Here is a 21,568-nt window from a genome sequence, read left to right as displayed (position 1 = left end):
CAACCGGTCAGCGGGCCGGACGAGACCGCACGTGGGCTCGTTCGCCCTGCGGCCCGTACAGGCACAACACCTCGGTGACGGAGTCGGTCACGTTGCCCATCCAGTGCGGGGTGTGGGTGTCGAACTCGGCGACCTCGCCGGGCCCGAGGTCGAGGTCGTGCTCCCCCAGCACGAGCCGGAGCCGTCCGGACAGCACGTAGAGCCACTCGTAGCCCTCGTGCGTCTTGAGCGACGGTTCGCCACCGGGGGTGTTCGGCGGGAACAGCTGCTTGAACGAGCGCACCCCGCCGGTGCGCTTCGTCAGCGGCACGACGACGCGGCCTCCGTGCACCTCGGGCTTCATGTGCACGCGAGGGTCGCCCGTCTGCGGTGCGCCGACCAGGTCGTCGAGGGGCACCATGTAGGCCCGGGCGAGGGGCAGCAGCAGTTCCAGCGTGGGCTTCCGCTGCCCGGACTCGAGCCGCGACAGGGTGCTCACCGACACCCCCGTCTGTTCGGACAGCGCGGCGAGCGTCACGTCGCGATGGACGCGCAGCGCGCGGAGTCGGGGGCCGACCCCGTCGACGACCTCGGCTGTCGAGCGCGGGGCGGTCGCGTCCCGGTTGCCGTGTCCCATGGCGCCCATGTTGCCATACCGGCAAACTTCGTTGCTGTCGCAGTCGCTCCCGCCGCATGATCAGCGCATGCCCGAACACTTCGACGTCATCGTCATCGGCGGCTCGGCCGCCGGCCTGTCCGCCGCCCTCATCCTCGGCCGCTCGCGGCGCTCGGTGCTCGTCGTCGACTCCGGCGAGCCCCGCAACGCCCCGGCGACCGGCGCGCACAACTACCTCGGCCACGAGGGCGTCGCACCCACCGAGCTGCTCCGCATCGGTCGCGACGAGGTCGCCGCCTACGGCGTCCGGGTCACGGCCGGGAGGATCGTGGCCACGTCCGCCACGACCGGTGACGGTCACGACACGGTCGGCTTCTCGGTCACGCTGGACTCCGGCGCGGTCGTCACCGCACGCAGGCTGGTCGTCGCCTCCGGCGCCGTGGACGTCCTGCCGGAGGTCCCGGGCCTGGCCGAGCAGTGGGGGCGCGGGGTCGTGCACTGCCCGTTCTGCCACGGGTGGGAGATCCGCGACCAGCGGATCGGGGTCCTGGTCACGACGCCGAACGGCGCACACCACGCGCTCATGTTCCGGGCGCTGAGCGAGCGGGTGACCGTGTTCCTGACCGATCCGGCACTGATGGACGACACCGCCCTGGCCGGTTTGGCCGCCCGCGGCATCTCGGTCGTCGAGGGCCCCGTCGCCGCCGTCGTGTCCGAGGGTGACCGGCTGACCGGCATCCGGCTCGGCGACGGTTCGTCGGTCGAACTCGATGCCCTGGCCACGGCGAGCCGGCCCGAGGCACGGGTGGGCTTCCTGTCCGGGCTGGGCCTCACCGCCACCGACCAGTTCATGGGTGACTTCCGGTTCGGGACGGCCCTGACCGTGGACGCCACCGGGCAGACGGCGGTTCGGGGTGTCTACGCGGCCGGCAACGTGACGGCCCCGATGGCGACGGTCATCGCGTCGGCGGCTGCCGGCACCCAGACAGGCGCGGCGGTGCACGGCGACCTGGTGCAGGCCGACCTGGCGGAGGCGCTGGCCGGGGTCGGTGCGGGCGTCGGTGCGGCCGATGTTTCGCGCTGAGCGACAGTCCGTGGGGCCTGGCGGGCGTGCAGTGTCGGTGAGCGCGAAACCCGGGCTCGGTCAGTCGACGCGGTAGCCGGCCTGTGCAGCCAGCAGCGGCGCGAGCGTGTAGAGCTGGTCGGCGCCGATCGTGGCCCCGCGGAACCCCTCGAGCCGTTCGACCCGGTCCAGGTCGGCTCCGCGCAGGTCGACGTGGTCGATGCGGGTGTTCGACCCCTCGGCGGCACGGATGCTGCTGCCGTCGAACGACACCCGCAGCAGCTTCGCGTCGGCGATGTCGAGCTCGTCGATGACGCAGTCGCGGAACACCACGTCGGTGATCGTCGAGCCACGCAGGTTCACGAACCCGAACTTCATGCCGACGAACTCGACGCCGTTCAGCCCGGAGTCGTACAACTCCGCCGACCCGACCCGCCCGCCGGAAACCCGGACCTCGCGCCACGTACTGCTCGATGCCCGCAGGATCGGGGCGTCCAGCGAGTCGATGATCGAGTCACGGACGCGGAGCCCACGGAAGTCGGCATCGTCCCCCCGGAGCGTGTCGATGACGCACTCCTCGATCTCCAGGTCGGGCAGCCGCTCGCCGGTCAGGTCGAGGACGTCGATGCGCTTGCCCTCGATGCGGTCGCCCGTCAGGACGTCACCGGGAGCTGGCGCCCAGTCCTCCAGGTTCATCGGTTCGGTCAGGGTGATGCGCGGGGCGTCGGTGCCGGAGGAACGTGCCATGCACCCAGTCTGTCGGTGACCGCCGACCCCGCGGGCCCCGACCGGGATCAGGACCGGGGTCGGGTGAGGACGCTGTCCAGCCGGTAGTCCTTCGCGGGGCCGCGCGCTTCCCACCGCACGCTCCAGCGGTCCTGGTCGCCGTCGAAGGCCCCGGTGTAGTCGTCCGGAGCGCAGGCGTGGGCGACGCTCGTGCCCCAGACCCAGTCGTGGAAGACCCGACCGTCGGAGAAGTGCACGGTCCAGCCGCCGTCCGGGCCGCGCCGCAGGACGAGGGTGCGCGAGACCGGGGTCGTCCGGCCGTCGAACGTCATCACGCCGGACTCGTCCCAGCGCACCTCGTCGTCACCGACCCGGGTCAGGGTGGTGGTCCCGGTGACGGTCCCCGCGGCACCGGCGCGGTGGTCGTGCACGGTGCGGTGGAGTTCCCACACCCCGAGCAGGTCCGTCGGCAGCAGCACCCGCCCAGGCTAACCGCGCAGGGCCTCCGCCCGCGCGGCTCGGCGCTCGTCCTCGCTGATGACCCCGCGGGCGTGCAGCTCGTCGAGTTCGAGGAGCCGCTGTTCCGGCGAGGTCCGGCGCGCACCGTGCGGGCGCCGACTGCGGACGACCGCGATGCACACGGCGGCGATGACCGCCACGACGACGAGCACCATCAGCAGGGTCCAGACGAGGTCGTAGACCGGCGGGATGAGGGGGTTGCGGAGTTCTTCCGAGGCGATCATCGTCCGCGCAGGGCTTCCGCTCGGGCGCTGCGGTGTTCCTCGTCGGAGATCACGCCGCGGGCGTGCAGGTCGTCGAGTTCGGCGAGGCGCTGTTCGAGCGGCTTGTCCGGTGCGAACGTGCGGCTCTGCATCGCCTGGTACGCGATGTCCTCCTGCATGGTGAGCGGGTTCTGACCGCGGTCGGCCATCCGCTTGCCCCGGTAGAGCGCCAGGACGGCGATCGTCAGGGTCGTGAGGATCGCCAGGGCGACGACGACCCCGAAGGCGATGCCGAACCAGCCGTCGAACAGATCGGGCATCCCCGAGCCACCCGGCCCGTCGATATCACCGAACGCTGAACCACTGAGCACCATCGCGCTCCCCCTTCTCACAACGACGAGCGAAGCGTAGCGCGAGACGGGGAACACGAGCGGCCGTTCCTTCCCAGAACGCCCGCGATGGAAGGTGGAAACGGGCGTTCCTGGTCGGAACTCCCGACCCGGTACGCCCGGAAGCACCCGGTACGCCCGATCCGACCCGGCAGCGCGAGCCGCACCCAGGGCGACCACCCCACCCCAGCCAGCCCGACCCCGCTCAGCCGCGCAGCGGCCCCGACCCCGGCACGTTCGCACCGTCCGCGAAGCCAGCCACGAGTGCACGCAACGCTTCTTCGGAGGTGTGTCGGGCCTCCCATCCGAGCACCGACCGGGCACGGTCGGTGCGCATGATCGGCACACCGGCCGCGATGTCGATCCACCCGGCGTCCGTCGGCTGCAACCGCAGCCGCCACGTCAGCGTCACGATCCCGCGCAGCAGCCCCAACGGGATCCGCACGGCGCCGAGCATGCCGAAGGCCCGAGCCAGTCTCGGCGGGTTGAGCACGGGCGTCGCGGCGATGTTGAACGCCCCCGCTGCCCGTCGGTCGACCGCGCGCCAGTAGGCGTCGGCGACGTCGTCGGCGTGCACGGCCTGGAACACGAACGGGTAGGGCAGCGGCAGCACGAGCCAGCGGATCCACCGCACGATCGACATCGGCACGAGGTGTCCGAGGAACAGCCCGCGGATCTCGGCGGCGGCGTCCCGCTGGAAGATCAGCCCCGGGCGCAGCCGGGTGACGGTCACGGCGGGGTGGTCGGCCTCGAACGCGTCCATCGCAGCCTCGTTGGCGGCCTTGTGGATCGAGTACGTCGCCGTCGGGATGCCGTCCGTCGGCCAGCTCTCGTCCACGGGAGTCCGCTTGCCGTCGACGTCCACCCCGCGGTAGGCACCCACCGAGGACGCCACCACCACCTGGGGCACCTCGGCACGTGCGACGGCAGCCAGGACGTTCGCCGTGCCCGTCACGTTCGTGCGGTACTGCACCGGGATGTCGTGCGTCGGTTGCAGCGCCCACGCCAGGTGGATGACGGCGTCGGCACCCTGGAACACGGCGGCGAGCTGGTCCACGGCGTCCGCGGCACCGACGTCGACGGCGTGCCAGACGGCGGCGTCGTACGGCTCCGCACGCAGGTCCGGCAGCCGCCGGGCGACGCCGACGATCTGGACGCCGGTGGCGTCACGGCCGGCGACAACACGGCCAGCGGCGTCAGGCCCGACCGCGTCACGGCCACCGGCGTCTCCGTCGCCGTCGGCGCGCACCGCCGCGAGCCGACGGAGCACCGCCGTCCCGACGTTGCCGGTCGCGCCGACGACGACGATCCGCATCAGGCTGCGGCCATCGCGGGGTCGAGGACGACCTTGACGCAGTCGTCCTGCTTCTTCTGGAAGACCTCGTACATGTGCGGGGCGTCCTCGAGCGAGACACGGTGCGACGTCAGGTCGAGCGTACCGAGCGGGTCCGACGGGTCCGAGACGAGCGGCATGATGTCGTCGATCCAGCGCTTCACGTTGCACTGGCCCTCGCGGATGGTGATCTGCTTGTCGAAGAGCGTCATCATCGGCATCGGGTCGGCCATGCCGCCGTAGACACCGCTCAGCGAGACGGTGCCGCCACGACGGACCAGGTCGATCGCCGCGTGCACGGCCGCCAGGCGGTCGACACCGGCGGTCTCGATCGCCTTCTGCGCGAGCTTGTCCGGCAGCAGGCCGGCGGCGCGCTGCGCGAAGCCCGCCATCGGGTTGCCGTGGGCCTCCATACCGACCGCGTCGACGACACCGTCGGGGCCGCGGCCGTCGGTCAGGTCGACGAGCTCGGGGACCATGTCCTTCGTCAGGTCGAACACCTCGGCGCCGTGCTTCGCCCCCAGGTCACGGCGGACCTGCTCGGGGTCGACGGCGAGCACGCGGTAACCGAGGTGCTTGCCGATGCGGGCGGCGAACTGGCCGACCGGGCCGAGGCCGAGCACGGCGAGCGTGCCGCCCTCGGGCACCTGGGCGTACTGCACGGCCTGCCACGCGGTGGGCAGGATGTCGCTCAGGAACAGCCAGCGGTCGTCGGGGGTGCCGTCGTCCGGCACGACGATGGGGCCGTAGTCGGCGTGCGGCACGCGCAGGTACTCGGCCTGGCCACCGGGGACCTGGCCGTACATCTTCGTGTAGCCGAACAGCGAGGCCCCGGTGCCGTACTCGGTCACCTGGGTGGTCTCGCACTGGGACTGCAGGCCGTGCTGGCACATCCAGCAGTGGCCGCAGGAGATGTTGAAGGGGATGACGACGCGGTCGCCGACCTTCAGGTTGGTGACGCCGGACCCGACTTCCTCCACGACGCCCATCGGCTCGTGGCCGAGGACGTCGCCGCGGTCGATGTACGGGCCGAGCACGCGGTACAGGTGCAGGTCGGAGCCGCAGATCGCCGAGGAGGTGATCCGCACGATCGCGTCGGTCGGCTCCTGGATGGTCGGGTCGGGGACGGTCTCGACGGACACCTTCTCGGTGCCCTGGTAGGTCAGTGCGCGCACGTTGCGTTCCTCTCGTGGTCGCTTCGAGCCGGCCTGGAGGCACGACTCGCGTTCCCCTCCTCGGTACGCGTCCGACCCGTGGACGCTCCCAGCCCCGGGTCCCCCTCGCGCGGGTCGGCGCGCGGACGGCGGCGCGTCGCTCGGCAGACGCCGGCGCGCCGCTCGGCGAACGCCGGTCAGCCCCGCAGCCGGTCCCGCTCCGTCGGTGGCAGGTGCTCGGTCGCCGTCCGGCGGGCCGCCGGGCTGAGGAACCGGCCGCTCTGCTCCAGGAACGCCACCAGCGCCGCCTCGGACGCCCGCTTCCCCGTCTCGCGCAGCACCAACCCGAGCGCCGTCTGCACCGTCTCGCTGCGCTCCCGCACCAGGCGTCCGGCGATCCCGAGCGGCACCTCGGCGTCGCCCTGCTTCACGAATGCCAGGGTCGCCACGACCGCGATCCGCCGGACCATCGCCACGTCGGACTTCGCCAGCGCGAACAGCGGGCCGGTCGAGGCGCCCAGCAACGGTGCGCCGACGAGTTCCTCGGCCGCCAGGTCGACGAGCACCGGGTCCTCGAACCGTTCGGCCTTCGCCGCCGACAGGTACTCGTCGGTGAGCTCCGGGTCCGGGTACGCCCGCATCGCCTGCACGAGCAGCAGGACCGCGACGAGCTTCGCGCCGTCGTCCTCGCTCCAGAGCAGCGCCGAGCGTTCCCCCTCGTCGAGGTCGTGGAACTGCCGGGCGACCCTGCGGGCCGCGGCGACGTCGCCGGTGGTCCGGGCGAACGCCGCCAGCACGGCCTCCGCGTCACGCCCTGCCTGGAGGCCCGTCACGCGGCCGCCCCGTCGCTCACGTCGGCCTGCGGTTCCCTCGGGCGCCCGCGGCTGAGCACGATGACCGCGACGACCACCAGGAACGCCGCGAACAACCAGGTGCCGACCTGTGGATCGACCAGGCGTGCCAGGACCGCGCCGCCCGGTGAACAGACGGCGGCGGTGATGCCGACCGTCAACCCGACGCGCAGGTCGACCGCGCGGCGCCGCAGGTTCGCGACCGTCCCGGACACCGACGTCGGCACCATCGTGAGCAGCGACGTGCCCTTCGCCAGCAGGTCACCGGCGCCGAGCACGACCTCGAGGCCCGGCACGATGACGACCCCGCCGCCGACCCCGACCAGCCCGGACAGCACACCCGACAGCAGCCCGAGCAACAGCAGGACGATCGCCTCGACGACCCCGAAGTGCACCTCGCCACCGCGGGTCGGCACCGTGGTGAACAGCGAGACGAGCACGACGGCGATGAACCCCACGAAGATCCACGGCAGCACGCGGAGCGGCAGGGCACGGAGCAGCCGTGCGCCGATCGGGGCGCCGATGACGCTGCCGATCGCCAGGGTCAGGGCCGCGAACCAGTGCACCTCGCCCTGCACGGCGTACGCGATCGCCCCGACGACGGCCGCGGGGGCGATCGCCACGAGCGAGGTCGCCGAGGCCCGACGTTGGTCCATCTGCACGAAGGCCATCAGCGCGGGCACCACGATGACCCCACCGCCGACGCCGAACAGTCCGGACAGCACCCCCGCAAGGACCCCGATCGCCACCAACACGATCCCGGTCCCGCCACGCTTCCTCATCCCGCCCAGGCTATCCGCGCCGCGGGCTACGACGCAGCCAGCGCCCGCTCGTCCTCGTGCACGAGCTGGTGCACCCGCTGGTACGAGACGCCGAGGACGACCGCGATGTCCCGCAGGGTCAGGCCGTCGTCCTGATCGACCCCTGCGACGAAGGCGATCCGGGACAGCGGGCTCCTCGCACCGTGCGAGGCCCTTCATCGAGTGAGCAGAAAAGGTCGAGTGCCCTCGAGCCACCCGACCTTTTCTGCTCACTCGATGCGCGGGGCGAGGACGCGTGCGACACACGCGACGTGCGAACGACGAACGACTCCCCGCCCGCGTCAGCGGAAGTGCATGTTCTTCAGCGGGTCGACGAGCACGCCGTTCCGCCGCGTCTCGACGTGCACGTGCGGCCCCGTCGACTGCCCGGTGTTGCCGGACTTGGCGATCTCGGTGCCGAGCTTCACGATCTGCCCCTGCTTCACCTCGATCTTGCTGAGGTGCGCCGTCAGGACCGTCGTCATGCCGTACGTCACGACGATGTAGTTGCCGTAGGCCCCGTCGTTCGCGACCGTCCGCGTCACGGTGCCCGTCCCCGAGCCGTACACGGGAGTCCCGACCGGCACGGGGGCGTCGGTGCCCTGGTGGTAGCGCGGGACGTGCCCGGCGCCGCGGTCGTCGCCGTACCGCCCGGTGATCTTCGTGCCGTTGACGGGCCAGGCCAGGCCGGTGACCGGTCGGCTCGACCAGACACGGGTGTCCTTCGCCCCGTAGAGCACCACGTTGCCGTCGACCTGCACGAGCAGGTTGCCCGATCCGGCGGTGCTGGTGCGGGAGCTCCAGATCGCGACCTTCTTGCGCGACGCGTCTCGGGTCCAGATGACGAAGTTGCCCTTGGTCTGCAGCTCGGCCCAGGCGCCCGGGTGGCCGCCGGTCCGCGACTGCCAGACGACCCGTCCGCTGACCTTCTGCACCAGGTTGCCGTCGGTGCGCATGTTGAGGATCCGCGTGTTCGAGGTGTCGGAGCGCAGGACCGTCCCGCCGAGGATCCTGTTGCCCGACGCGACGCGGTCCTGGAACCCGGTCCAGCCCACGACGACGGCCTTGCCGGCGAGCAGGGCCATCGTGCCGTCGGCGCGGACCTTGAACGCCGTGGAGCTCGCGGTGCCCGCCGATGTCCAGCGCACCAGGCGCTTGCCGTTCCGGGTGATGTCGAGGGCGCGGTCCTTGCGCACGACGGCGATCGCCCCGGAGTTGCCGGCGGTGTTCGACGCCCACAGCACGCGGTTGCCGATGCCGTACTCGACCAGGTTGCCGTCGCCCTGCATGATGAGCTTGAACTGGCCGTTCGGCGACGTGACCTGGTCGCCGGGCAGGATCTTCGTGCCGGCGGGGACCGAGCCGACCCAGACGGCAGAGGCCGCTGCCGGCTCGGCCGTCGCGACGACTGCCCCGGCCGCCAGGGCCAGTGCCATCACGGCGCCGGCGATGCGTGGGAGTCGGCGCGCACGAGCGACGGTCGACGGAGTGGTGGTCATGGATCCCCTGCCTCGGGCCGACCACACGAGCGCGCGGCCGTTCGGCGCTCGTCCTGCACGAGTCGCCGAACGATGTTCGCTTTTCTGCACGGGGTGCACAACCCCGCGGACGGGGGGTCTCCAGCACCGGACCGGTCACCGCGGGACAGGATGGGGGCATGCCGACGCCGAATCCTGCCTTCGTCCAGCCCCCTGCGCAGACCACTCGACCTGACCTGCGGGGCACGTTCGGGATGGCGGCCTCGACGCACTGGATCGCGACGGCGACCGCCCAGTCCGTGCTCGAACGTGGTGGCAACGCGTTCGACGCGGCCGTCGCCGGGGCCTTCGTCCTGCACGTCGTGGAGCCGCACCTCAACGGCCCGGGCGGTGACCTGACGGCGGTCTTCGCGACGGCCACGAACCCCGAGCCGACGGTGCTGGTCGGGCAGGGTCCGGCTCCCGAGGGTGCGACACCGGAGCACTACCGCGCCGAGGGGCTCGACCTGGTCCCCGGCTCCGGCGCGCTGGCCGCGGCCGTCCCCGGCGCGGTCGACGCCTGGCTCCTGCTGCTCCGTGACCACGGCACCTGGGAGCTGGCCGACGTCCTCGCACCGGCCGTCGAGTACGCCCGCGACGGCCACCCGGTCACACCGGCGGTGGTCCGGACGATCACGACCGTGCGGGACCTGTTCGAGGAGCACTGGCCCACCTCCGCCACGCAGTGGCTGCCGGGAGGCGCGGTGCCGGTCCCCGGGGACCTGGTGCGCAACGAGGCGCTCGCCACCGTGCTCGACCGACTGGTCGACGCCGGTTCCGGCGCCGGCAGCCGGACCGGCCGCATCGACGCGGCTCGGTCCGAGTGGGCGGAGGGGTTCGTCGCCGAGGCGATCGACCGGTTCGTCCGCGAACCGCACCGGCACGCGTCGGGCACCGACCACGCCGGCGTCATCCGCGCGTCCGACCTGGCCGCGTTCCGGGCCTCGTACGAACCCGCGACCACCGTGGCGTTCCGGGACTGCACGATCGCCAAGACCGGCGCGTGGGGCCAGGGCCCGGCACTGCTCCAGACCCTGCGGCTGCTCGAACCGCTCGACGACGCCCTGCTCGACCCTTCCACCGAGCTCGGTGCGCACACGATCGTCGAGGCGCAGAAGCTCGCGCTCGCCGACCGCGAGGCCTTCTACGGCGACGGCGAGGTCCCGCTCGACGTCCTGCTCTCCGACGCCTACGCCGACGAACGCCGCGCCCTCATCGGCGAGCGTGCGTCGGCCGAACTCCGGCCCGGCACGATCGCCGGGGTCGAACACGCCCTGCCGCCGATCCGCATGTCCTCCGGCTCCGCCGCGGCGGCGGGCGTGGGCGAACCGACCGTGCAGGTCGCCCGCGACCGTGACGGCGACGTCCCCCCGGCTGCTCCGGTCGAGGACCGCGGTGAGCCGTTCGTGACCCCCGACGGCGAGACCCGCGGCGACACGTGCCACATCGACGTCGTGGACCGCTGGGGCAACATCGTCAGCGCGACCCCGTCCGGCGGCTGGCTGCAGTCCTCACCGACGATCCCGGAGCTCGGGTTCTGCCTCGGCACCCGCCTGCAGATGACGTGGCTCGAACCGGACACGGCCTCGACCCTGCGCCCCGGCGAGCGCCCCCGCACCACGCTGACGCCGACCCTGGTGCTCCGCGACGGGCAGCCGGTTGCGGCGCTCGGCTCCCCCGGCGGTGACCAGCAGGACCAGTGGCAGCTGCTGTTCCTGCTGCGCTGGATCGTCGGCGGGTACTCCCCGCAGCAGGCCATCGACGCCCCGGCCCTGCACACCACGTCGTTCCCGGGGTCGTTCTGGCCGCGCACCTGGGAGCCCGCGGGCCTGGTGGTCGAGGACCGCCTGGGCGACGAGGTGATCGCCGCGCTCGAGGCCCGCGGACACGTCGTCACGCGTGGTGGCGACTGGAGCCTCGGCCGGTTGACGTGCGTCACGCGCGACCCGGACACCGGTGTCCTCGGCGCCGCCGCGAACCCCCGCGGCAACCAGGGGTACGCCGCGGGACGCTGACCGGCGCTCGTTCCTTCCCAGGACACCCGCGCTGGAAAGTGGGATCGACCAGGGACGCCCGAGCCCGGCTCAGAGCGTCGGGACGACGACCGCGCGGCCCGAGAGCTCGCCGGCCTCGAGCTTCCGGTACGCCTCGAGCGCGTCGGACAGCGCGTACCGCTCGACGTCGGGCACGATCTGCGCGGCGCGGTACATCGCGACGACCTCGTGCAGGTCCTCGATGGTGCCCCAGTAGGTGTTCGTGATCGTCGACTCGTACGGCGTCGCGAAGAAGTTCCACTCGGTGGTGCCGCCCGCGATCCCGACGACGGTGAACCGGCCGCCGACCGCCATCGAGGCCTGCGCGACCCCGATCGTGGGAGTGGCTCCGACGAAGTCGAACGCCGCATCGACACCGCGTCCGCCGGTGATCTCGCGGATGCGCTCCGCCTGGTCCCGGCCACCGGGGACGGTGATCGCGCCGCGGGCGGCCGCGCGGTCCATCGCGTCCTGCTTCATGTCGGTCGCGATGACCGTGGCGCCGGTGAGCGCCGTCAGGATCTGCACGGCGATCTGCCCGAGGCCACCGAGCCCGACGACGAGTGCGAAGCGACCGCCCCCGGCCAGGTTCGGCAGGGAGTTCTTGATCGCGTGGTACGGCGTGAGGGCGGCGTCGCTGAGCGGTGCGGCGGCGACCGGGTCGGCGTCGCCGAGCGGCACGAGGTTCCGCGCGGGGACGCTCACGTACTCCGCCATGCCCCCGTCGCGCCCGAGGCCGATGCCCATGTAGGGGTTCGTGGCGGCGTTCTCGCAGTAGGTGTCCTGGCCCTTCGAGCAGTACGAGCAGTGCCCGCAGCCGACCGGTCCGTAGACCAGGTAGGCGTCACCCTCGGCGAAGCCCGTCACCCCGTCGCCGACAGCCTCGACCCAGCCGGAGTTCTCGTGGCCGAGCACGAAGGCGGGGGCCTGGGCTCCCGGCTGCCCCTGCTGGAACTCGCGGTACACGGCGACGTCGGAGTGGCAGGCACCGGCGCCGGCGACCTTGAGCAGGACCTCACCGGGTCCGGGTGCGGGCTTCGGGACCTCGGTCAGGGACGGGAAGGTCTGGTACTGCTCGAACACGACGGCGCGCATGGGTGTCTCCTTTGATCGCCCTTCACGCTACACCTGTCGTCGTGGACGACATGTGTCGTCCAGTTGCCTCGAGGCCGCGTCCGCCGCCGAACAGACCGCGGTCGAACCGCGCCCCGCCCGGGCGCGACCGGCTCGCGGCCATACCCATCACCACGAGCCAGCCGATCGGTCCGGTGAACACGAGGAGCAGGATCCACAGCCCGGTGTGGTCCCGGTCGTGCAGCCGCCGCACGAGCAGCGACCACCGGGGCACGATGGTCAGGATCGTCGGGACGAGCAGCACCAGGTCCCACCCGTCCGGCCAGACCTCCCGGTTGCCGGCCCCCCAACCGAACGACCCGTCCCGCCCGCGGTCGACCAGGTCGAACGAGACCTGCGGTGAGGGGACGGCTCCGAACGGGTCGACGTACAGCTCCCACCGCCCTCCGGTCCCGTGCACACCGACGCCCCAGAGCGCGACCCCGGCCAGCGCGAGCTCGAGCGCGATCACCCACCAGAACTCCGAACGGCTCGCCCGTCCGTGGAACCGCCATCCCTGCGTCCAGAACCGCAGCCAGGCGACCACCGGGTTCGTCACGTCGGCCGGACCCTGTTCGAGCACGGACCTGCGGAAGTTCACGGCCTCACTGTCCCCCATGCGCCCGATCGTAGGGCAGACCTGCGTCTTCACCGTGAGCCGGTTGCGAGAACGAGCGTTCTCGGATTGACTCGGGAGCGGTGGTCCCACTCGGGACCACTCCCCCACACGAAAGGAGCGGGCATGCCCACTCGCACCGCACGCACCGCCTGGAACGGCGGCCTCGAGGACGGTTCCGGCCAGGTCGAACTCTCGAGCTCGAAGGTCGGCACGTACGACGTCTCGTTCCCGAAGCGCACCGCCGAGGACGCCGGCGGCACCACGAGCCCCGAGGAGCTCATCGCCGCCGCCCACTCGGCCTGCTACGCCATGCAGTTCTCCGCCGTCCTCGGCGAGGCCGGCGGCACGGTCGAGGCCCTCGACGTCAAGGCCGACGTCTCGCTCGGCCCGGACCCGGACGGCGGCTTCCGCCTCACCGGCATCGTCCTGACCGTCAGCGGCGAGGTCTCCGGCATCGACGAGGCCGCCTTCCTCAAGGCCGCCGAGGACGCCAAGGCGACCTGCCCCGTCAGCAAGGCACTGACCGGCGTCGAGATCACGCTGCACGCGACCTTCGAGCAGTAGGCGCGCGAAGCAGGAACCGTCACGACGTGACGGACGGGAGGCCCGGTGCCAGCTGGCACCGGGCCTCCCGTCCGTCGCCCACCTACGCTGGGTGCCGTGCCCCGATTCCTCGCCACCCCGACCCTCGTCGCCCTCTGGCTCGGCCTGCTGGCCGTCGTGGTCGGGGTCGTGTTCGTGTTGACGGCGCCGTCGGCCTCGGCGGAATGGTTCGCGTACGCGCCCCTGGCCCACGTCACGTTCGTCCCGAGCGTGCGCCCGTGGCAGCTGACGGTCGGACCGGTCCTCGTGCTGGTGGGCGCGGTCGTCGCGGCGTTCGCCCTCGGCAGACTCAGCGCGCGCCGCCGGAGCTGATCCGGACGCGTCCAGCGGACGTCCGGACTCAGCTGCCGTCGACTGGCACCATGGCGGGATGGCCGAGCAGCACCCCCCGGGCCCGCACAAGCCGGGCCGCCCGCCCCGGCCACGCCGGCGCAGTCTCGCGCAGCACGACCTGCGCGACGCACGGGCCCGGCTGCGCGGCACGATCTACGAGCACGTCGAGCCCGACGCCAAGGGGCGCGACCAGTACACGGCGACGCAGATCGTCGACTTCTGCCTCGACCTGGCCGAGGTCATGCTCGCCTCCGGTGCCGACACCCGCAGCGTCGAGACGGCCGTCGTCGCGGTCTCGACGAAGTGGAACCTCGCCCCGCTCGACCTGGACTTCTCCGGCAGCTCGGTGACCATCCAGTACGCCCCGGCCGACGTCCCGCCGCTCGTCAAGGTCCGGACGGTCAGCTCCGACGGCTCCGACCTCGACCGGTTGGCGCGGGCGAACCAGATCGTCGACGACCTGATCCACGACGAGCGCGACATGACCTCGGCGGTGAGCGCCCTCGTCGCGGTGCTGCGGATGCCGCCGCGCTGGCCCACGTGGCTCGCCGACGTGGGGCTGTCGATCCTGGGCACCTCGATCGCGATGCAGGCCGGCGGCGGGTGGCGAGCGGGCATCGGAGCGTTCGTGCTGATGTTCGGGATCATCCTGTCGGGGCGCTGGCTGACCGGCCGCGGCTACCCGCAGTTCTTCGTGTCCGGGGCGCAGGGGGCGGTGGCGTCCGTGATCGGCACCCTCGCGATCGGCGCGGGTGTGCTGCACCCGGCCGGCGCCGCGACCATGGTGGCGGCGCTGGTGGTCCTGCTCCTGCCGCACGTCGCGCTCGTGACCTGGGCCCAGGACGCGATCTCCGGGTTCCGGGCGATGGCGGTCGCCCGCGCGTTCTACATCGGGCTGGTCATCGCGGCGATCGTGGTGGGGGTGCCCGCCGGGATCGCGATGACGAAGTGGCTGCACCTCGAGGTCGACCCGTCCGGCATCGTCACGCAGACGCTGCCGTTGTGGGCCTCGCTCTCGCTCACCGTGGTGTCGGCCGGGGCGAACTGCTTCGTGCAGCAGGCCAGCGCGCGGGTGATCCCCGTCACCGTGGTGTTCTCGGTCGCCGCGGGTGCGTCACTGTGGGGGCTGCGGCAGCTCGGCCTGCCGCTGCTCGGTGCGACGTTCCTGGCGGCGGTCCTGCTCGGCGTGCTGTCGACCTACGCGGCGGTCCGGATGCGGACGGCCGTGGCGGCGATCGCGGTGCCGGCGTTCTGCGGAGCGCTCCTGCCCGGTGTCGCCGTGTCCGACGCCCTGCTGAACTTCATGTCCGGTTCGTCGAGCGCGGCCCTCGACTTCGTGGCGGCGGTGTCCGTGGCGCTGGGGATCGGCGCGGGCCTGGTGCTCGGTGGGCTCTTCGCGACACCGGGTGCCCGGCGAGCACTCCGACGCACCCGTCGGGTCGTCGTGCACTCCGTCCACAACGACACCAGGGCACTGCGGGTCATCCGGGACACCGGGTACGACCCCGGCGACGGGTCGGTGCCGCGCGGGTCGCGGAGCGGTGGTGCCGGCGGCGCTTCGTGAGCGCGGCGGGGTGCGCTCGGCGCGTCGTGAGCGCGGCGGGGTGCGCTCGGTGAGCAGAAGACGTCGGGTGCGGTCATCGCACCCGACGTCTTCTGCTCACTGAACGGGCTCGGTCGACGTCAGCCGGCGTCCGAGACCGCGCTCGACACCGCGGTCGGGGCGTCGTACTCGCCGTCCGGGATCGCGCGGAGCGCCTCGAGGACGTCGTCCGGAGCGCCCTCCTGCTCGGCGGTGGAGACCACGTCGTCCTTCGAGGCCGGGTAGTCGATGCCGCTCAGGTACTTCTGGACCTGGATGGGGTTCGGTGCTGCCATGTCGGTTCCTTCCGTCGGGTTACGACACCCGGGGTACCCGCGGTGCGCTGCACGACGACGCAAGGAACGCGCTCCGTGGACGAACCGCCGGTCAGAGTTCCCAGCTGCCCGAGCCGTCGTCGTCCCACATCGCCAGACGGCGGGCAGCCTGCGGCTCGTACCGATCCATCCAGCCGCGCTCGAACCGGGCGACGGCGCGGTCGAACGCCGCCACGAGGTCGAGCTCGGCACGCAGCAGGGCCTGCAGCTGCAGCCCCTCGTACAGCGCGATGAGATGCTCGGCGCCGCCGAACGCACAACGCCGGGGCACCAGCACCCCGGTACGGGTGGCGGCACGAGGGGGGACAGACCCGGACGTCGAGCCGGTTCGCGGCCGTCCGTGCGACCATGCGGGCATGACCCCGAACGACCCCACAGCCCAGGGACTCGCCACCATGGCCTCCGCCGGGTTCGAGTTCGGCGGCGATCCCGACCAGGTGGCGCACGACGTCCGGGCCATGTGGGAGCAGCTCGGCCGGCCCGTCGGCGCCTTCGAGGCGGCGGCTCGGGCCATCGCGGTGCTCCCCCAGCGCCCCGAGGTACCGATCGCCGACCAGGCCCGGCGCCGCGCCTTCGAGCAGGCGATCGGCATCAACCCCGTCGAGGTCGAGCTGGCCGCCGCGATGTCCGCGCGCGAGCTCCTCGAGCGGATGGCGCGCTCCGTCACCTGCTGACGCGACCAGACGCCGTCGACCCGACCACACGGACGACGGGAGGCGCGGTGCCCACCGGCACCGCGCCTCCCGTCAGAGTCCTGTCAGAACAGGTGCCCTACGGCGTCGGCATCCCGCCGTCGACGTGCAGCGTCTCGCCCACGACGTACGACGACTCACCGCTCGCCAGGAACACGTACGCCGGCGCGAGCTCTGCCGGCTGGCCCCAGCGACCCAGGTAGGTCTGCTCGCCCGCGCTCGGCAGCGCCTCGGGCGGCTGGCCGCCGGCCGGCTGCAGCGGCGTCCAGATCGGGCCGGGAGCGACCGCGTTCACGCGGATCCCCTTCGGCGCGAGCTGCGCGGCCAGGCCCTTGGCCATGTTGTTCACGGTCGCCTTCGTGGCCGCGTAGTGCACCAGGTGCGGCGACGGAGCGTACGCCTGGATCGACGTCGTGTTGATGATCGTGGAGCCGGGCTGCAGGTGCGGCACGGCTGCCTTCGTGATCCGGAACGTCGCGTAGGCGTTCGTCTTGAAGGTCTCGTCGAACTCCTCGTCGGAGATCTTGGTGATGTCGTCGACGTTCTGCTGCTTGCCGGCGTTGTTCACCAGGATGTCGAGGCCGCCGAGCTGCTCGACGGCGTCGGCCACGAGCTGCTCGCAGACCTGGAGCGAGGTGATGTCGCCCGGCAGCGCGACGGCCTTGCGGCCGGCTGCCTCGATCAGGCTGACGATGCGGTCGGCGTCCTCCTGCTCCTCGGGCAGGTACGAGATCGCGACGTCCGCACCCTCACGGGCGTAGGCGATGGCGACGGCGGCACCGATGCCGGAGTCGCCACCGGTGACGAGCGCCTTGCGGCCGGTCAGACGACCCGAGCCCCGGTAGGTGTCCTCACCGTGGTCGGCGGGGACGTTCTGCGCCATCTCCGCGTCGGTGCCGGCACCCTCGAGGTACTGCTCGTCGGGCTTCTTGTCGGCGTACATCTTCGTGGGGTCCTGCATCACGTACTGGTCAGGCCCGGTCTGGTCGTTCTGCTGGTCCGTCATGCCGCCGACGGTACGCAGGGGGTCGCTGCGGGCCGTCCAGGAGGCTGTCCCCCGGTGCGCGGAGCGGCCTGCGCCCGCCGTCCGCTCCGGTCCGGGGCCGCAGGTGCGTGATCCTCGTTTGTCACGGTCCGGTGACGGGCCGGCCCCGATTCGGTAACACCTGTCGTTCTGCCCCGACCGAGGTCGTACCGTCGAACGGTGACTCCTCGGACCCTGCTGGCGCTCGGCGCCGCCGTGCTGGCCTTCTCGGCCGGTGCGCTCGCGTTCGACGGCACCACCGGGCTCGGCGTCGACGTGGCCGTCGCTGCCGAGACCTCGCACGACGCCGCTCCGGTCCACGTGACGAACGCGGACCTCCGCCGTGTGGACTCGATCGAGCTCGACGCCGAGGCCCTGGTGCTCCGAGACGGCGACGACACCGTCGTCGAGTCCTCGATGCGCGACTCCGGCCTGACCGTGAGCGTGCTGAACCGGCTGCTCGGCACCCCGTCGCGGACGCAGACGGCCGAGGGCGACGGCGGGGCGTGCTTCCCCGCGGGCACCACGTACACCTGGGGCGGCGCCGTCCGCGTGGCAGCCCTGACGACCGACGCCGCGGCCGGCAACGCCGTCGAGATCCGGGTGTTGCGCGACGCGGTCCGCAGCACCTTCGGCAGGCAGATCGAACTGACCGGCCCGGACGGCGTCCGGGTGGGCGACGACATCGGGGACGAGATCGCCGACGCGCCCCGCTCCGAGCGCGTCTCCTTCGGATCGGACGACTCGCGTGCCTGGCAGCTCCTGCTCCGCGAAGGGTGGGCGGACCGGCACCACGACGACGGTGACGACCACGAGTCGGGCAAGCGCACCGACGATGCCGGGACCAACGGGGTCTCCGCGCTGACGAACGAGACGACCGTCACGGTGCTCGGTTCACCGATGCCCGTCCACGCGCAGCGCAGCTGCTGACAGCGAGCAGAGCGCAGCTGCTGAACCGGTTCAGACCCGCAGGGTCGTGATCACCGGGAAGTGGTCGCTGGCGAACCAGGTCTCGGGGCCGTCGTGGTCGATCACCACGCGGTCCACGGCGTTGATGCCCCGGGTGAGCACCCAGTCGATCCGCTCGGCCGAGTCGACCGGCGGCTGCCAGTCGTTGAACGTGGCGGTGCGGTCGGACGGGTCACCCGCAGCCAGCCAGGCGTCTTCGAACCCGGCTTCGGCGAACACCCGCGATGCCGTGCCGGTGCCCGCGGGTTCGTTGCAGTCCCCGGCGAACACGACCGGCCCGGTGGTGCCGGCCAACCGTTCGGCGATGAGCGCGGCGCTCCGGCCCCGGACCTCGTCACCGTGCGGTCCGGGCTCGTGGTCCAGATGTGTGGTGAGCAGGGTGAACGCGGGACCCTCGGCGTCGAGGAACCGGGCGTGGTTCGCGATCCGCGGGTACAGGCTGCCCCAGGTGTTCGAGACGGGCTCGTCCGGGGTGTCCGACAGCCAGAACGACCCCTCGTCGGACGGGCGGAAGCGGTCGCGGCGGTAGAAGACGGCCGCGTGCTCGCCGGCGTCGCCGCCCTCGCGCCCCTGCCCGACGTCGGCGTGGTCCGGCAGACCGGCACGCAGGTCGTCCATCTGGTGGGCGAAGGCCTCTTGCACGCACAGCACGTCGGGGTCGTGTCGACGGATGACGTCGAGCACGACCGGTAGTCGGGCCGGCCAGTCGTGCGCGGGGTCCGGGTTCTTGATGTTGTAGGTCATCAGGACGATCGGGCGTGCGGCGCTGGTCACTCCACGAACCTACCGACCGGTCCCCCGGCGGGTTCCCATCAGTTGATGCAGGTGCCCTCGGTGCCGTAGTTGTGCACGTCGGTCGACTTGGGCGTCGGTTCCTTCGCGGGCTTCTTCGTCGGCTTCGAGCCCGAGCCGCCGGTCGCCGGCGTCGAGGCCCCGGCGCTCGGCTCGGTCGCGACCGGCTTCGCGGTCTTGCCGTCGGTGCCGAGCACCAGGGTGACACCGGTCACGCTGGCGGTGCGGACGGCGACGGCGCCGGGGACCGCGGACACGACGGCCTTCGCCTGCGCCTCCTGGCCGGCGGGGTACTGCACCTGCGTCGTCTTCGTCGTCGCGGACGAGCCGGCCGGCGGGACCTGGAAACCGCGGGCGGTCAGGACCTGGCCGGCCGCGGTCGCAGCACCCTCGACCCCGCTGCCGTTCAGCACGGTGACCGAGGTGTTCGCGGGCTGCGCGCGGCGGGCCTTCGTGTACGCCTCGGGCTGCCCCACCAGGCCCTGCACGAACGCGGGCAGTCCGACGGTGTCGACCTCGACGATGGACAGCGGCGAGCCGTTCACGTAGATGGTCGGGGTGCCGAGGGTCGGGATCGTGGCCGACTGGATGTTGCCGGGCCGCAGGTTGCGCATCTGCGAGGCGAGGTCGATCAGGTCGGTGTCGGTCTGGATCGATCCACCGACGGCCTTGAGGATGTTGCCCATCTTCACGGGGTTGAGCAGCGTGCCGGCCGACGTGACCTTCCGTGCCTCCTGCGACAGGAAGTACTGCTGGCGCACGTTGCGGTCCAGGTCGCCGTTCGGCAGGCCGTGGCGCTGGCGCACGAAGGACAGCGCCTCCTTCGCGTTCAGCGAGGACTTGCCCGCGGGCAGGTTGACGCCGGAGTAGGGGTCGTTCGTCGCCTGGTTCAGGCAGACCTCGACCGGTCCGAGCTCCTTGACCACCTGGTAGAAGCCGAGCAGCGAGACGCGGACGTAGTGGTCGATCTGCAGGCCGCTCAGGTTCTCGATGGTCTTGATGAGCATCTTCGCACCGCCGGTGTCCCCACCGCCGTTGAGCGTGCCGTAGTAGAAGGCGCTGTTGAGCTTGCCCTTGCCGACGTCGGGGATGTCGACGTACGAGTCACGGGGGAACGAGATCATCGTCGCCTGACTGCCGTCGGCGCTGATGTGCAGCACGATCATCGTGTCGGTGTTCGTCGCACCGCCGTCGTCCTGGGTGCTGAGTTCGGCGAGCTGCTCCGGGGTGGCGTTGTCCGGACGGTGGTCGTCGCCGACGAGCAGGATGTTCTGCGCCTTGCCGTCGACGTCGTCCTTGGTGTCCTTCTTGCCGGTGATCGCGTTGACGATCGTGACGCCGTCGGACAGCTGGTTGTACGCGTAGCCCGCGTACCCGACGCCCAGCAGGAGGGCCATCGTGAGCACCCCCGCGACGGCCGGGAACACCACGCCCGCCCGACGCTTCTGGCGCCCGTGGCGCGGCGTCGCGGCACCGCGGCGTGCGGGCTCGGTCGTCTGCTCGGGTTCGTTGCTCACCGGGAAACCATAACCGGCGAGTGGACGGACGACATGGGATGCGCCTGGAAGGTCACCCCGTAGTGGCCGTCACCACCTGAGTGACGGAACGGTGTCCGCGGTGCTGCCACGGGCCTCCTGTCCGTCACCGGTCGCGCTCGTGACGCTAGTCGCGCGACGGGAGCAGGTGGATCGCCTCCATGGCGAGCTCGGCGGCGATCGGGTCCTTCGCGACGACGGCGTCCTTGAGCTTCGTCAGCTCGGGCAGGATCACGTCGGCCGGCAGGAGCTCGGCGAGCTCCGGCACGCGGAGCTTGAAGGAGAGCCCGTCCGTGGTCGACGCGCAGAGCTGCACGAGCGACGGGTTGCCGCACGCGTCGGCCCACATCGCGTAGATGCCGGCACCGTCGCGCGCGACCTTGTCCTGCTCGTCGGCGCTCACCCGCGCGTGCACGTCGTCGAGCATCTTCACGATCTTCTTGCGCTGCGCGTCCGTGAACCGGGGCACCGCGAGCCGCACGACGCCGCCGTAGATCACGCCGAGGGTGCGGTACGCGTCGAGGAGTTCTTCCTTCGTCGGCGCCGCGACCCGGGTGTAGCGGTTCGGCGCCATCTCGATGAGGCCGGCACGGGCGAGTTCGGCGAGGGCTTCGCGGATCGGTGTGCGGGACACCCCGAGCCACGCGATGAGGTCGTCGTCGTTGAGCCGTTCCCCGGGTTCGAGCGTGCCGTCCATGATGGCGTCGCGGATCTTGTCCTGCACCGTGTCACGGAGGAGCTTGCGCTCTGCGGCGGGCTGCGTCGAGGGAACTGGCATGGGCCTAGCG

25 protein-coding genes are annotated in these 21,568 nt (G+C 72.1%); 7 read left to right on the top strand and 18 right to left on the bottom strand.

Going from position 1 to position 21,568, the window contains the following annotated elements:
* Nucleotides 1-7: 7 nt before the first annotated feature.
* Nucleotides 8-625: a helix-turn-helix domain-containing protein gene (locus ITJ50_RS16845; RefSeq protein ID WP_052481942.1), complete on the bottom strand. Its 618-nt coding sequence runs from the start codon at nt 623-625 to the stop codon at nt 8-10.
* Nucleotides 626-683: 58 nt separating this feature from the next.
* On the opposite strand from ITJ50_RS16845, the gene ITJ50_RS16840 reads away from it, so the two are divergent.
* Entirely contained in the window at nt 684-1,679 is a 996-nt protein-coding gene (locus tag ITJ50_RS16840; protein ID WP_042541015.1) for an NAD(P)/FAD-dependent oxidoreductase, read from the top strand.
* A 60-nt stretch (nt 1,680-1,739) separates the two neighbouring features.
* On the opposite strand, the gene ITJ50_RS16835 is transcribed toward ITJ50_RS16840, so the two are convergent.
* The 9 genes from ITJ50_RS16835 to ITJ50_RS17980 form a co-directional block, all read right to left on the bottom strand.
* A complete protein-coding gene (locus ITJ50_RS16835) occupies nt 1,740-2,405 on the bottom strand; it encodes a pentapeptide repeat-containing protein (RefSeq protein ID WP_017887518.1) in 666 nt (221 codons plus the stop codon).
* A gap of 47 nt (nt 2,406-2,452) precedes the next feature.
* Complete coding sequence (locus ITJ50_RS16830; protein ID WP_056073193.1) at nt 2,453-2,863, bottom strand: DUF6314 family protein; 411 nt, start codon at nt 2,861-2,863, stop codon at nt 2,453-2,455.
* Between the two features lie 9 nt (nt 2,864-2,872).
* A complete protein-coding gene (locus ITJ50_RS16825) occupies nt 2,873-3,127 on the bottom strand; it encodes a hypothetical protein (RefSeq protein ID WP_017887520.1) in 255 nt (84 codons plus the stop codon).
* Nucleotides 3,124-3,426 (bottom strand): SHOCT domain-containing protein, encoded by a 303-nt coding sequence (locus ITJ50_RS16820; RefSeq protein ID WP_156463926.1) that lies wholly within the window; start codon nt 3,424-3,426, stop codon nt 3,124-3,126. Before ITJ50_RS16820 ends, ITJ50_RS16825 begins: the two co-directional genes overlap by 4 nt.
* 274 nt (nt 3,427-3,700) lie before the next feature.
* A complete protein-coding gene (locus ITJ50_RS16815; protein ID WP_194590979.1) occupies nt 3,701-4,810 on the bottom strand; it encodes an NAD-dependent epimerase/dehydratase family protein in 1,110 nt (369 codons plus the stop codon).
* Nucleotides 4,810-6,003, bottom strand: a complete 1,194-nt coding sequence (locus ITJ50_RS16810; RefSeq protein ID WP_017887523.1) for a zinc-dependent alcohol dehydrogenase — start codon at nt 6,001-6,003, stop codon at nt 4,810-4,812. The genes ITJ50_RS16815 and ITJ50_RS16810 overlap by 1 nt, the downstream gene beginning before the upstream one ends.
* Nucleotides 6,004-6,179: 176 nt before the next feature.
* Nucleotides 6,180-6,815, bottom strand: coding sequence for a DNA alkylation repair protein (locus ITJ50_RS16805; protein WP_194590978.1), 636 nt, complete (start codon nt 6,813-6,815; stop codon nt 6,180-6,182).
* Nucleotides 6,812-7,615 (bottom strand): sulfite exporter TauE/SafE family protein, encoded by an 804-nt coding sequence (locus ITJ50_RS16800; RefSeq protein WP_194590977.1) that lies wholly within the window; start codon nt 7,613-7,615, stop codon nt 6,812-6,814. The genes ITJ50_RS16805 and ITJ50_RS16800 overlap by 4 nt, the downstream gene beginning before the upstream one ends.
* Nucleotides 7,616-7,935: 320 nt before the next feature.
* The gene (locus ITJ50_RS17980) at nt 7,936-9,132 is read right to left on the bottom strand and encodes a peptidoglycan DD-metalloendopeptidase family protein (protein ID WP_017887527.1); all 1,197 of its coding nucleotides are present in this window, start codon (nt 9,130-9,132) and stop codon (nt 7,936-7,938) included.
* Nucleotides 9,133-9,290: 158 nt separating this feature from the next.
* Between ITJ50_RS17980 and ITJ50_RS16790 the strand changes: the two genes are divergently transcribed.
* Nucleotides 9,291-11,165: a gamma-glutamyltransferase gene (locus ITJ50_RS16790; RefSeq protein ID WP_194590976.1), complete on the top strand. Its 1,875-nt coding sequence runs from the start codon at nt 9,291-9,293 to the stop codon at nt 11,163-11,165.
* Between the two features lie 69 nt (nt 11,166-11,234).
* On the opposite strand, the gene ITJ50_RS16785 is transcribed toward ITJ50_RS16790, so the two are convergent.
* Together ITJ50_RS16785 and ITJ50_RS16780 are read right to left on the bottom strand one after the other, a co-directional pair.
* Complete coding sequence (locus ITJ50_RS16785) at nt 11,235-12,278, bottom strand: NAD(P)-dependent alcohol dehydrogenase (protein ID WP_194590975.1); 1,044 nt, start codon at nt 12,276-12,278, stop codon at nt 11,235-11,237.
* A 22-nt stretch (nt 12,279-12,300) separates the two neighbouring features.
* Nucleotides 12,301-12,915, bottom strand: coding sequence for a DUF805 domain-containing protein (locus ITJ50_RS16780; protein ID WP_194590974.1), 615 nt, complete (start codon nt 12,913-12,915; stop codon nt 12,301-12,303).
* A 123-nt stretch (nt 12,916-13,038) separates the two neighbouring features.
* Between ITJ50_RS16780 and ITJ50_RS16775 the strand changes: the two genes are divergently transcribed.
* The 3 genes from ITJ50_RS16775 (at nt 13,039) to ITJ50_RS16765 (ending at nt 15,415) form a co-directional block, all read left to right on the top strand.
* Nucleotides 13,039-13,479: an OsmC family peroxiredoxin gene (locus ITJ50_RS16775; RefSeq protein ID WP_042541027.1), complete on the top strand. Its 441-nt coding sequence runs from the start codon at nt 13,039-13,041 to the stop codon at nt 13,477-13,479.
* Between the two features lie 96 nt (nt 13,480-13,575).
* Nucleotides 13,576-13,830: a hypothetical protein gene (locus tag ITJ50_RS16770; RefSeq protein ID WP_042540548.1), complete on the top strand. Its 255-nt coding sequence runs from the start codon at nt 13,576-13,578 to the stop codon at nt 13,828-13,830.
* Nucleotides 13,831-13,888: 58 nt separating this feature from the next.
* Complete coding sequence (locus ITJ50_RS16765) at nt 13,889-15,415, top strand: threonine/serine ThrE exporter family protein (RefSeq protein WP_017887533.1); 1,527 nt, start codon at nt 13,889-13,891, stop codon at nt 15,413-15,415.
* A gap of 119 nt (nt 15,416-15,534) precedes the next feature.
* Here ITJ50_RS16765 and ITJ50_RS16760 read toward each other — a convergent pair whose 3' ends face one another.
* Complete coding sequence (locus ITJ50_RS16760; protein WP_027467172.1) at nt 15,535-15,729, bottom strand: DUF2795 domain-containing protein; 195 nt, start codon at nt 15,727-15,729, stop codon at nt 15,535-15,537.
* 91 nt (nt 15,730-15,820) lie between these two features.
* Nucleotides 15,821-16,039 carry a hypothetical protein gene (locus ITJ50_RS16755; protein WP_194590973.1) on the bottom strand — a complete coding sequence of 73 codons (219 nt, stop codon included), beginning with the start codon at nt 16,037-16,039 and terminating at the stop codon, nt 15,821-15,823.
* A gap of 85 nt (nt 16,040-16,124) precedes the next feature.
* Here ITJ50_RS16755 and ITJ50_RS16750 point away from each other — a divergent pair, with 85 nt between their 5' ends.
* On the top strand, nt 16,125-16,442 hold the full coding sequence (locus tag ITJ50_RS16750; RefSeq protein WP_017887536.1) for a hypothetical protein: 318 nt from the start codon (nt 16,125-16,127) through the stop codon (nt 16,440-16,442).
* Nucleotides 16,443-16,539: 97 nt separating this feature from the next.
* Here the strand turns inward: ITJ50_RS16750 and ITJ50_RS16745 are convergent, their stop codons facing one another.
* Nucleotides 16,540-17,466, bottom strand: coding sequence for an SDR family oxidoreductase (locus ITJ50_RS16745; protein ID WP_042540542.1), 927 nt, complete (start codon nt 17,464-17,466; stop codon nt 16,540-16,542).
* 198 nt (nt 17,467-17,664) lie between these two features.
* On the opposite strand from ITJ50_RS16745, the gene ITJ50_RS16740 reads away from it, so the two are divergent.
* Nucleotides 17,665-18,414, top strand: a complete 750-nt coding sequence (locus tag ITJ50_RS16740; RefSeq protein WP_071251763.1) for a hypothetical protein — start codon at nt 17,665-17,667, stop codon at nt 18,412-18,414.
* 30 nt (nt 18,415-18,444) lie between these two features.
* Here the strand turns inward: ITJ50_RS16740 and ITJ50_RS16735 are convergent, their stop codons facing one another.
* The 3 genes from ITJ50_RS16735 to ITJ50_RS16725 form a co-directional block, all read right to left on the bottom strand.
* On the bottom strand, nt 18,445-19,227 hold the full coding sequence (locus ITJ50_RS16735; protein WP_052481908.1) for an endonuclease/exonuclease/phosphatase family protein: 783 nt from the start codon (nt 19,225-19,227) through the stop codon (nt 18,445-18,447).
* Between the two features lie 38 nt (nt 19,228-19,265).
* Nucleotides 19,266-20,762 (bottom strand): LCP family protein, encoded by a 1,497-nt coding sequence (locus ITJ50_RS16730; RefSeq protein WP_017887540.1) that lies wholly within the window; start codon nt 20,760-20,762, stop codon nt 19,266-19,268.
* Nucleotides 20,763-20,907: 145 nt separating this feature from the next.
* Entirely contained in the window at nt 20,908-21,558 is a 651-nt protein-coding gene (locus tag ITJ50_RS16725; RefSeq protein ID WP_017887541.1) for a GntR family transcriptional regulator, read from the bottom strand.
* Nucleotides 21,559-21,568: the final 10 nt, after the last annotated feature.

The organism is Curtobacterium sp. VKM Ac-2889, from assembly GCF_015350855.1.
Lineage (GTDB): Bacteria > Actinomycetota > Actinomycetes > Actinomycetales > Microbacteriaceae > Curtobacterium > Curtobacterium poinsettiae.
Note: the sequence above shows the minus strand (reverse complement) of the source record. Positions and strands in the feature narration are given on the sequence as shown.

Coding starts and splice junctions, on each gene's coding strand:
- ITJ50_RS16845 (WP_052481942.1), bottom strand. CDS start 625: ATGGGCGCCATGGGACACGGCAACCGGGACGCGACCGCCCCGCGCTCG.
- ITJ50_RS16840 (WP_042541015.1), top strand. CDS start 684: ATGCCCGAACACTTCGACGTCATCGTCATCGGCGGCTCGGCCGCCGGC.
- ITJ50_RS16835 (WP_017887518.1), bottom strand. CDS start 2,405: ATGGCACGTTCCTCCGGCACCGACGCCCCGCGCATCACCCTGACCGAA.
- ITJ50_RS16825 (WP_017887520.1), bottom strand. CDS start 3,127: ATGATCGCCTCGGAAGAACTCCGCAACCCCCTCATCCCGCCGGTCTAC.
- ITJ50_RS16820 (WP_156463926.1), bottom strand. CDS start 3,426: ATGCCCGATCTGTTCGACGGCTGGTTCGGCATCGCCTTCGGGGTCGTC.
- ITJ50_RS16815 (WP_194590979.1), bottom strand. CDS start 4,810: ATGCGGATCGTCGTCGTCGGCGCGACCGGCAACGTCGGGACGGCGGTG.
- ITJ50_RS16800 (WP_194590977.1), bottom strand. CDS start 7,615: ATGAGGAAGCGTGGCGGGACCGGGATCGTGTTGGTGGCGATCGGGGTC.
- ITJ50_RS17980 (WP_017887527.1), bottom strand. CDS start 9,132: ATGACCACCACTCCGTCGACCGTCGCTCGTGCGCGCCGACTCCCACGC.
- ITJ50_RS16790 (WP_194590976.1), top strand. CDS start 9,291: ATGCCGACGCCGAATCCTGCCTTCGTCCAGCCCCCTGCGCAGACCACT.
- ITJ50_RS16785 (WP_194590975.1), bottom strand. CDS start 12,278: ATGCGCGCCGTCGTGTTCGAGCAGTACCAGACCTTCCCGTCCCTGACC.
- ITJ50_RS16780 (WP_194590974.1), bottom strand. CDS start 12,915: ATGGGGGACAGTGAGGCCGTGAACTTCCGCAGGTCCGTGCTCGAACAG.
- ITJ50_RS16775 (WP_042541027.1), top strand. CDS start 13,039: ATGCCCACTCGCACCGCACGCACCGCCTGGAACGGCGGCCTCGAGGAC.
- ITJ50_RS16765 (WP_017887533.1), top strand. CDS start 13,889: ATGGCCGAGCAGCACCCCCCGGGCCCGCACAAGCCGGGCCGCCCGCCC.
- ITJ50_RS16760 (WP_027467172.1), bottom strand. CDS start 15,729: ATGGCAGCACCGAACCCCATCCAGGTCCAGAAGTACCTGAGCGGCATC.
- ITJ50_RS16750 (WP_017887536.1), top strand. CDS start 16,125: ATGACCCCGAACGACCCCACAGCCCAGGGACTCGCCACCATGGCCTCC.
- ITJ50_RS16745 (WP_042540542.1), bottom strand. CDS start 17,466: ATGACGGACCAGCAGAACGACCAGACCGGGCCTGACCAGTACGTGATG.
- ITJ50_RS16725 (WP_017887541.1), bottom strand. CDS start 21,558: ATGCCAGTTCCCTCGACGCAGCCCGCCGCAGAGCGCAAGCTCCTCCGT.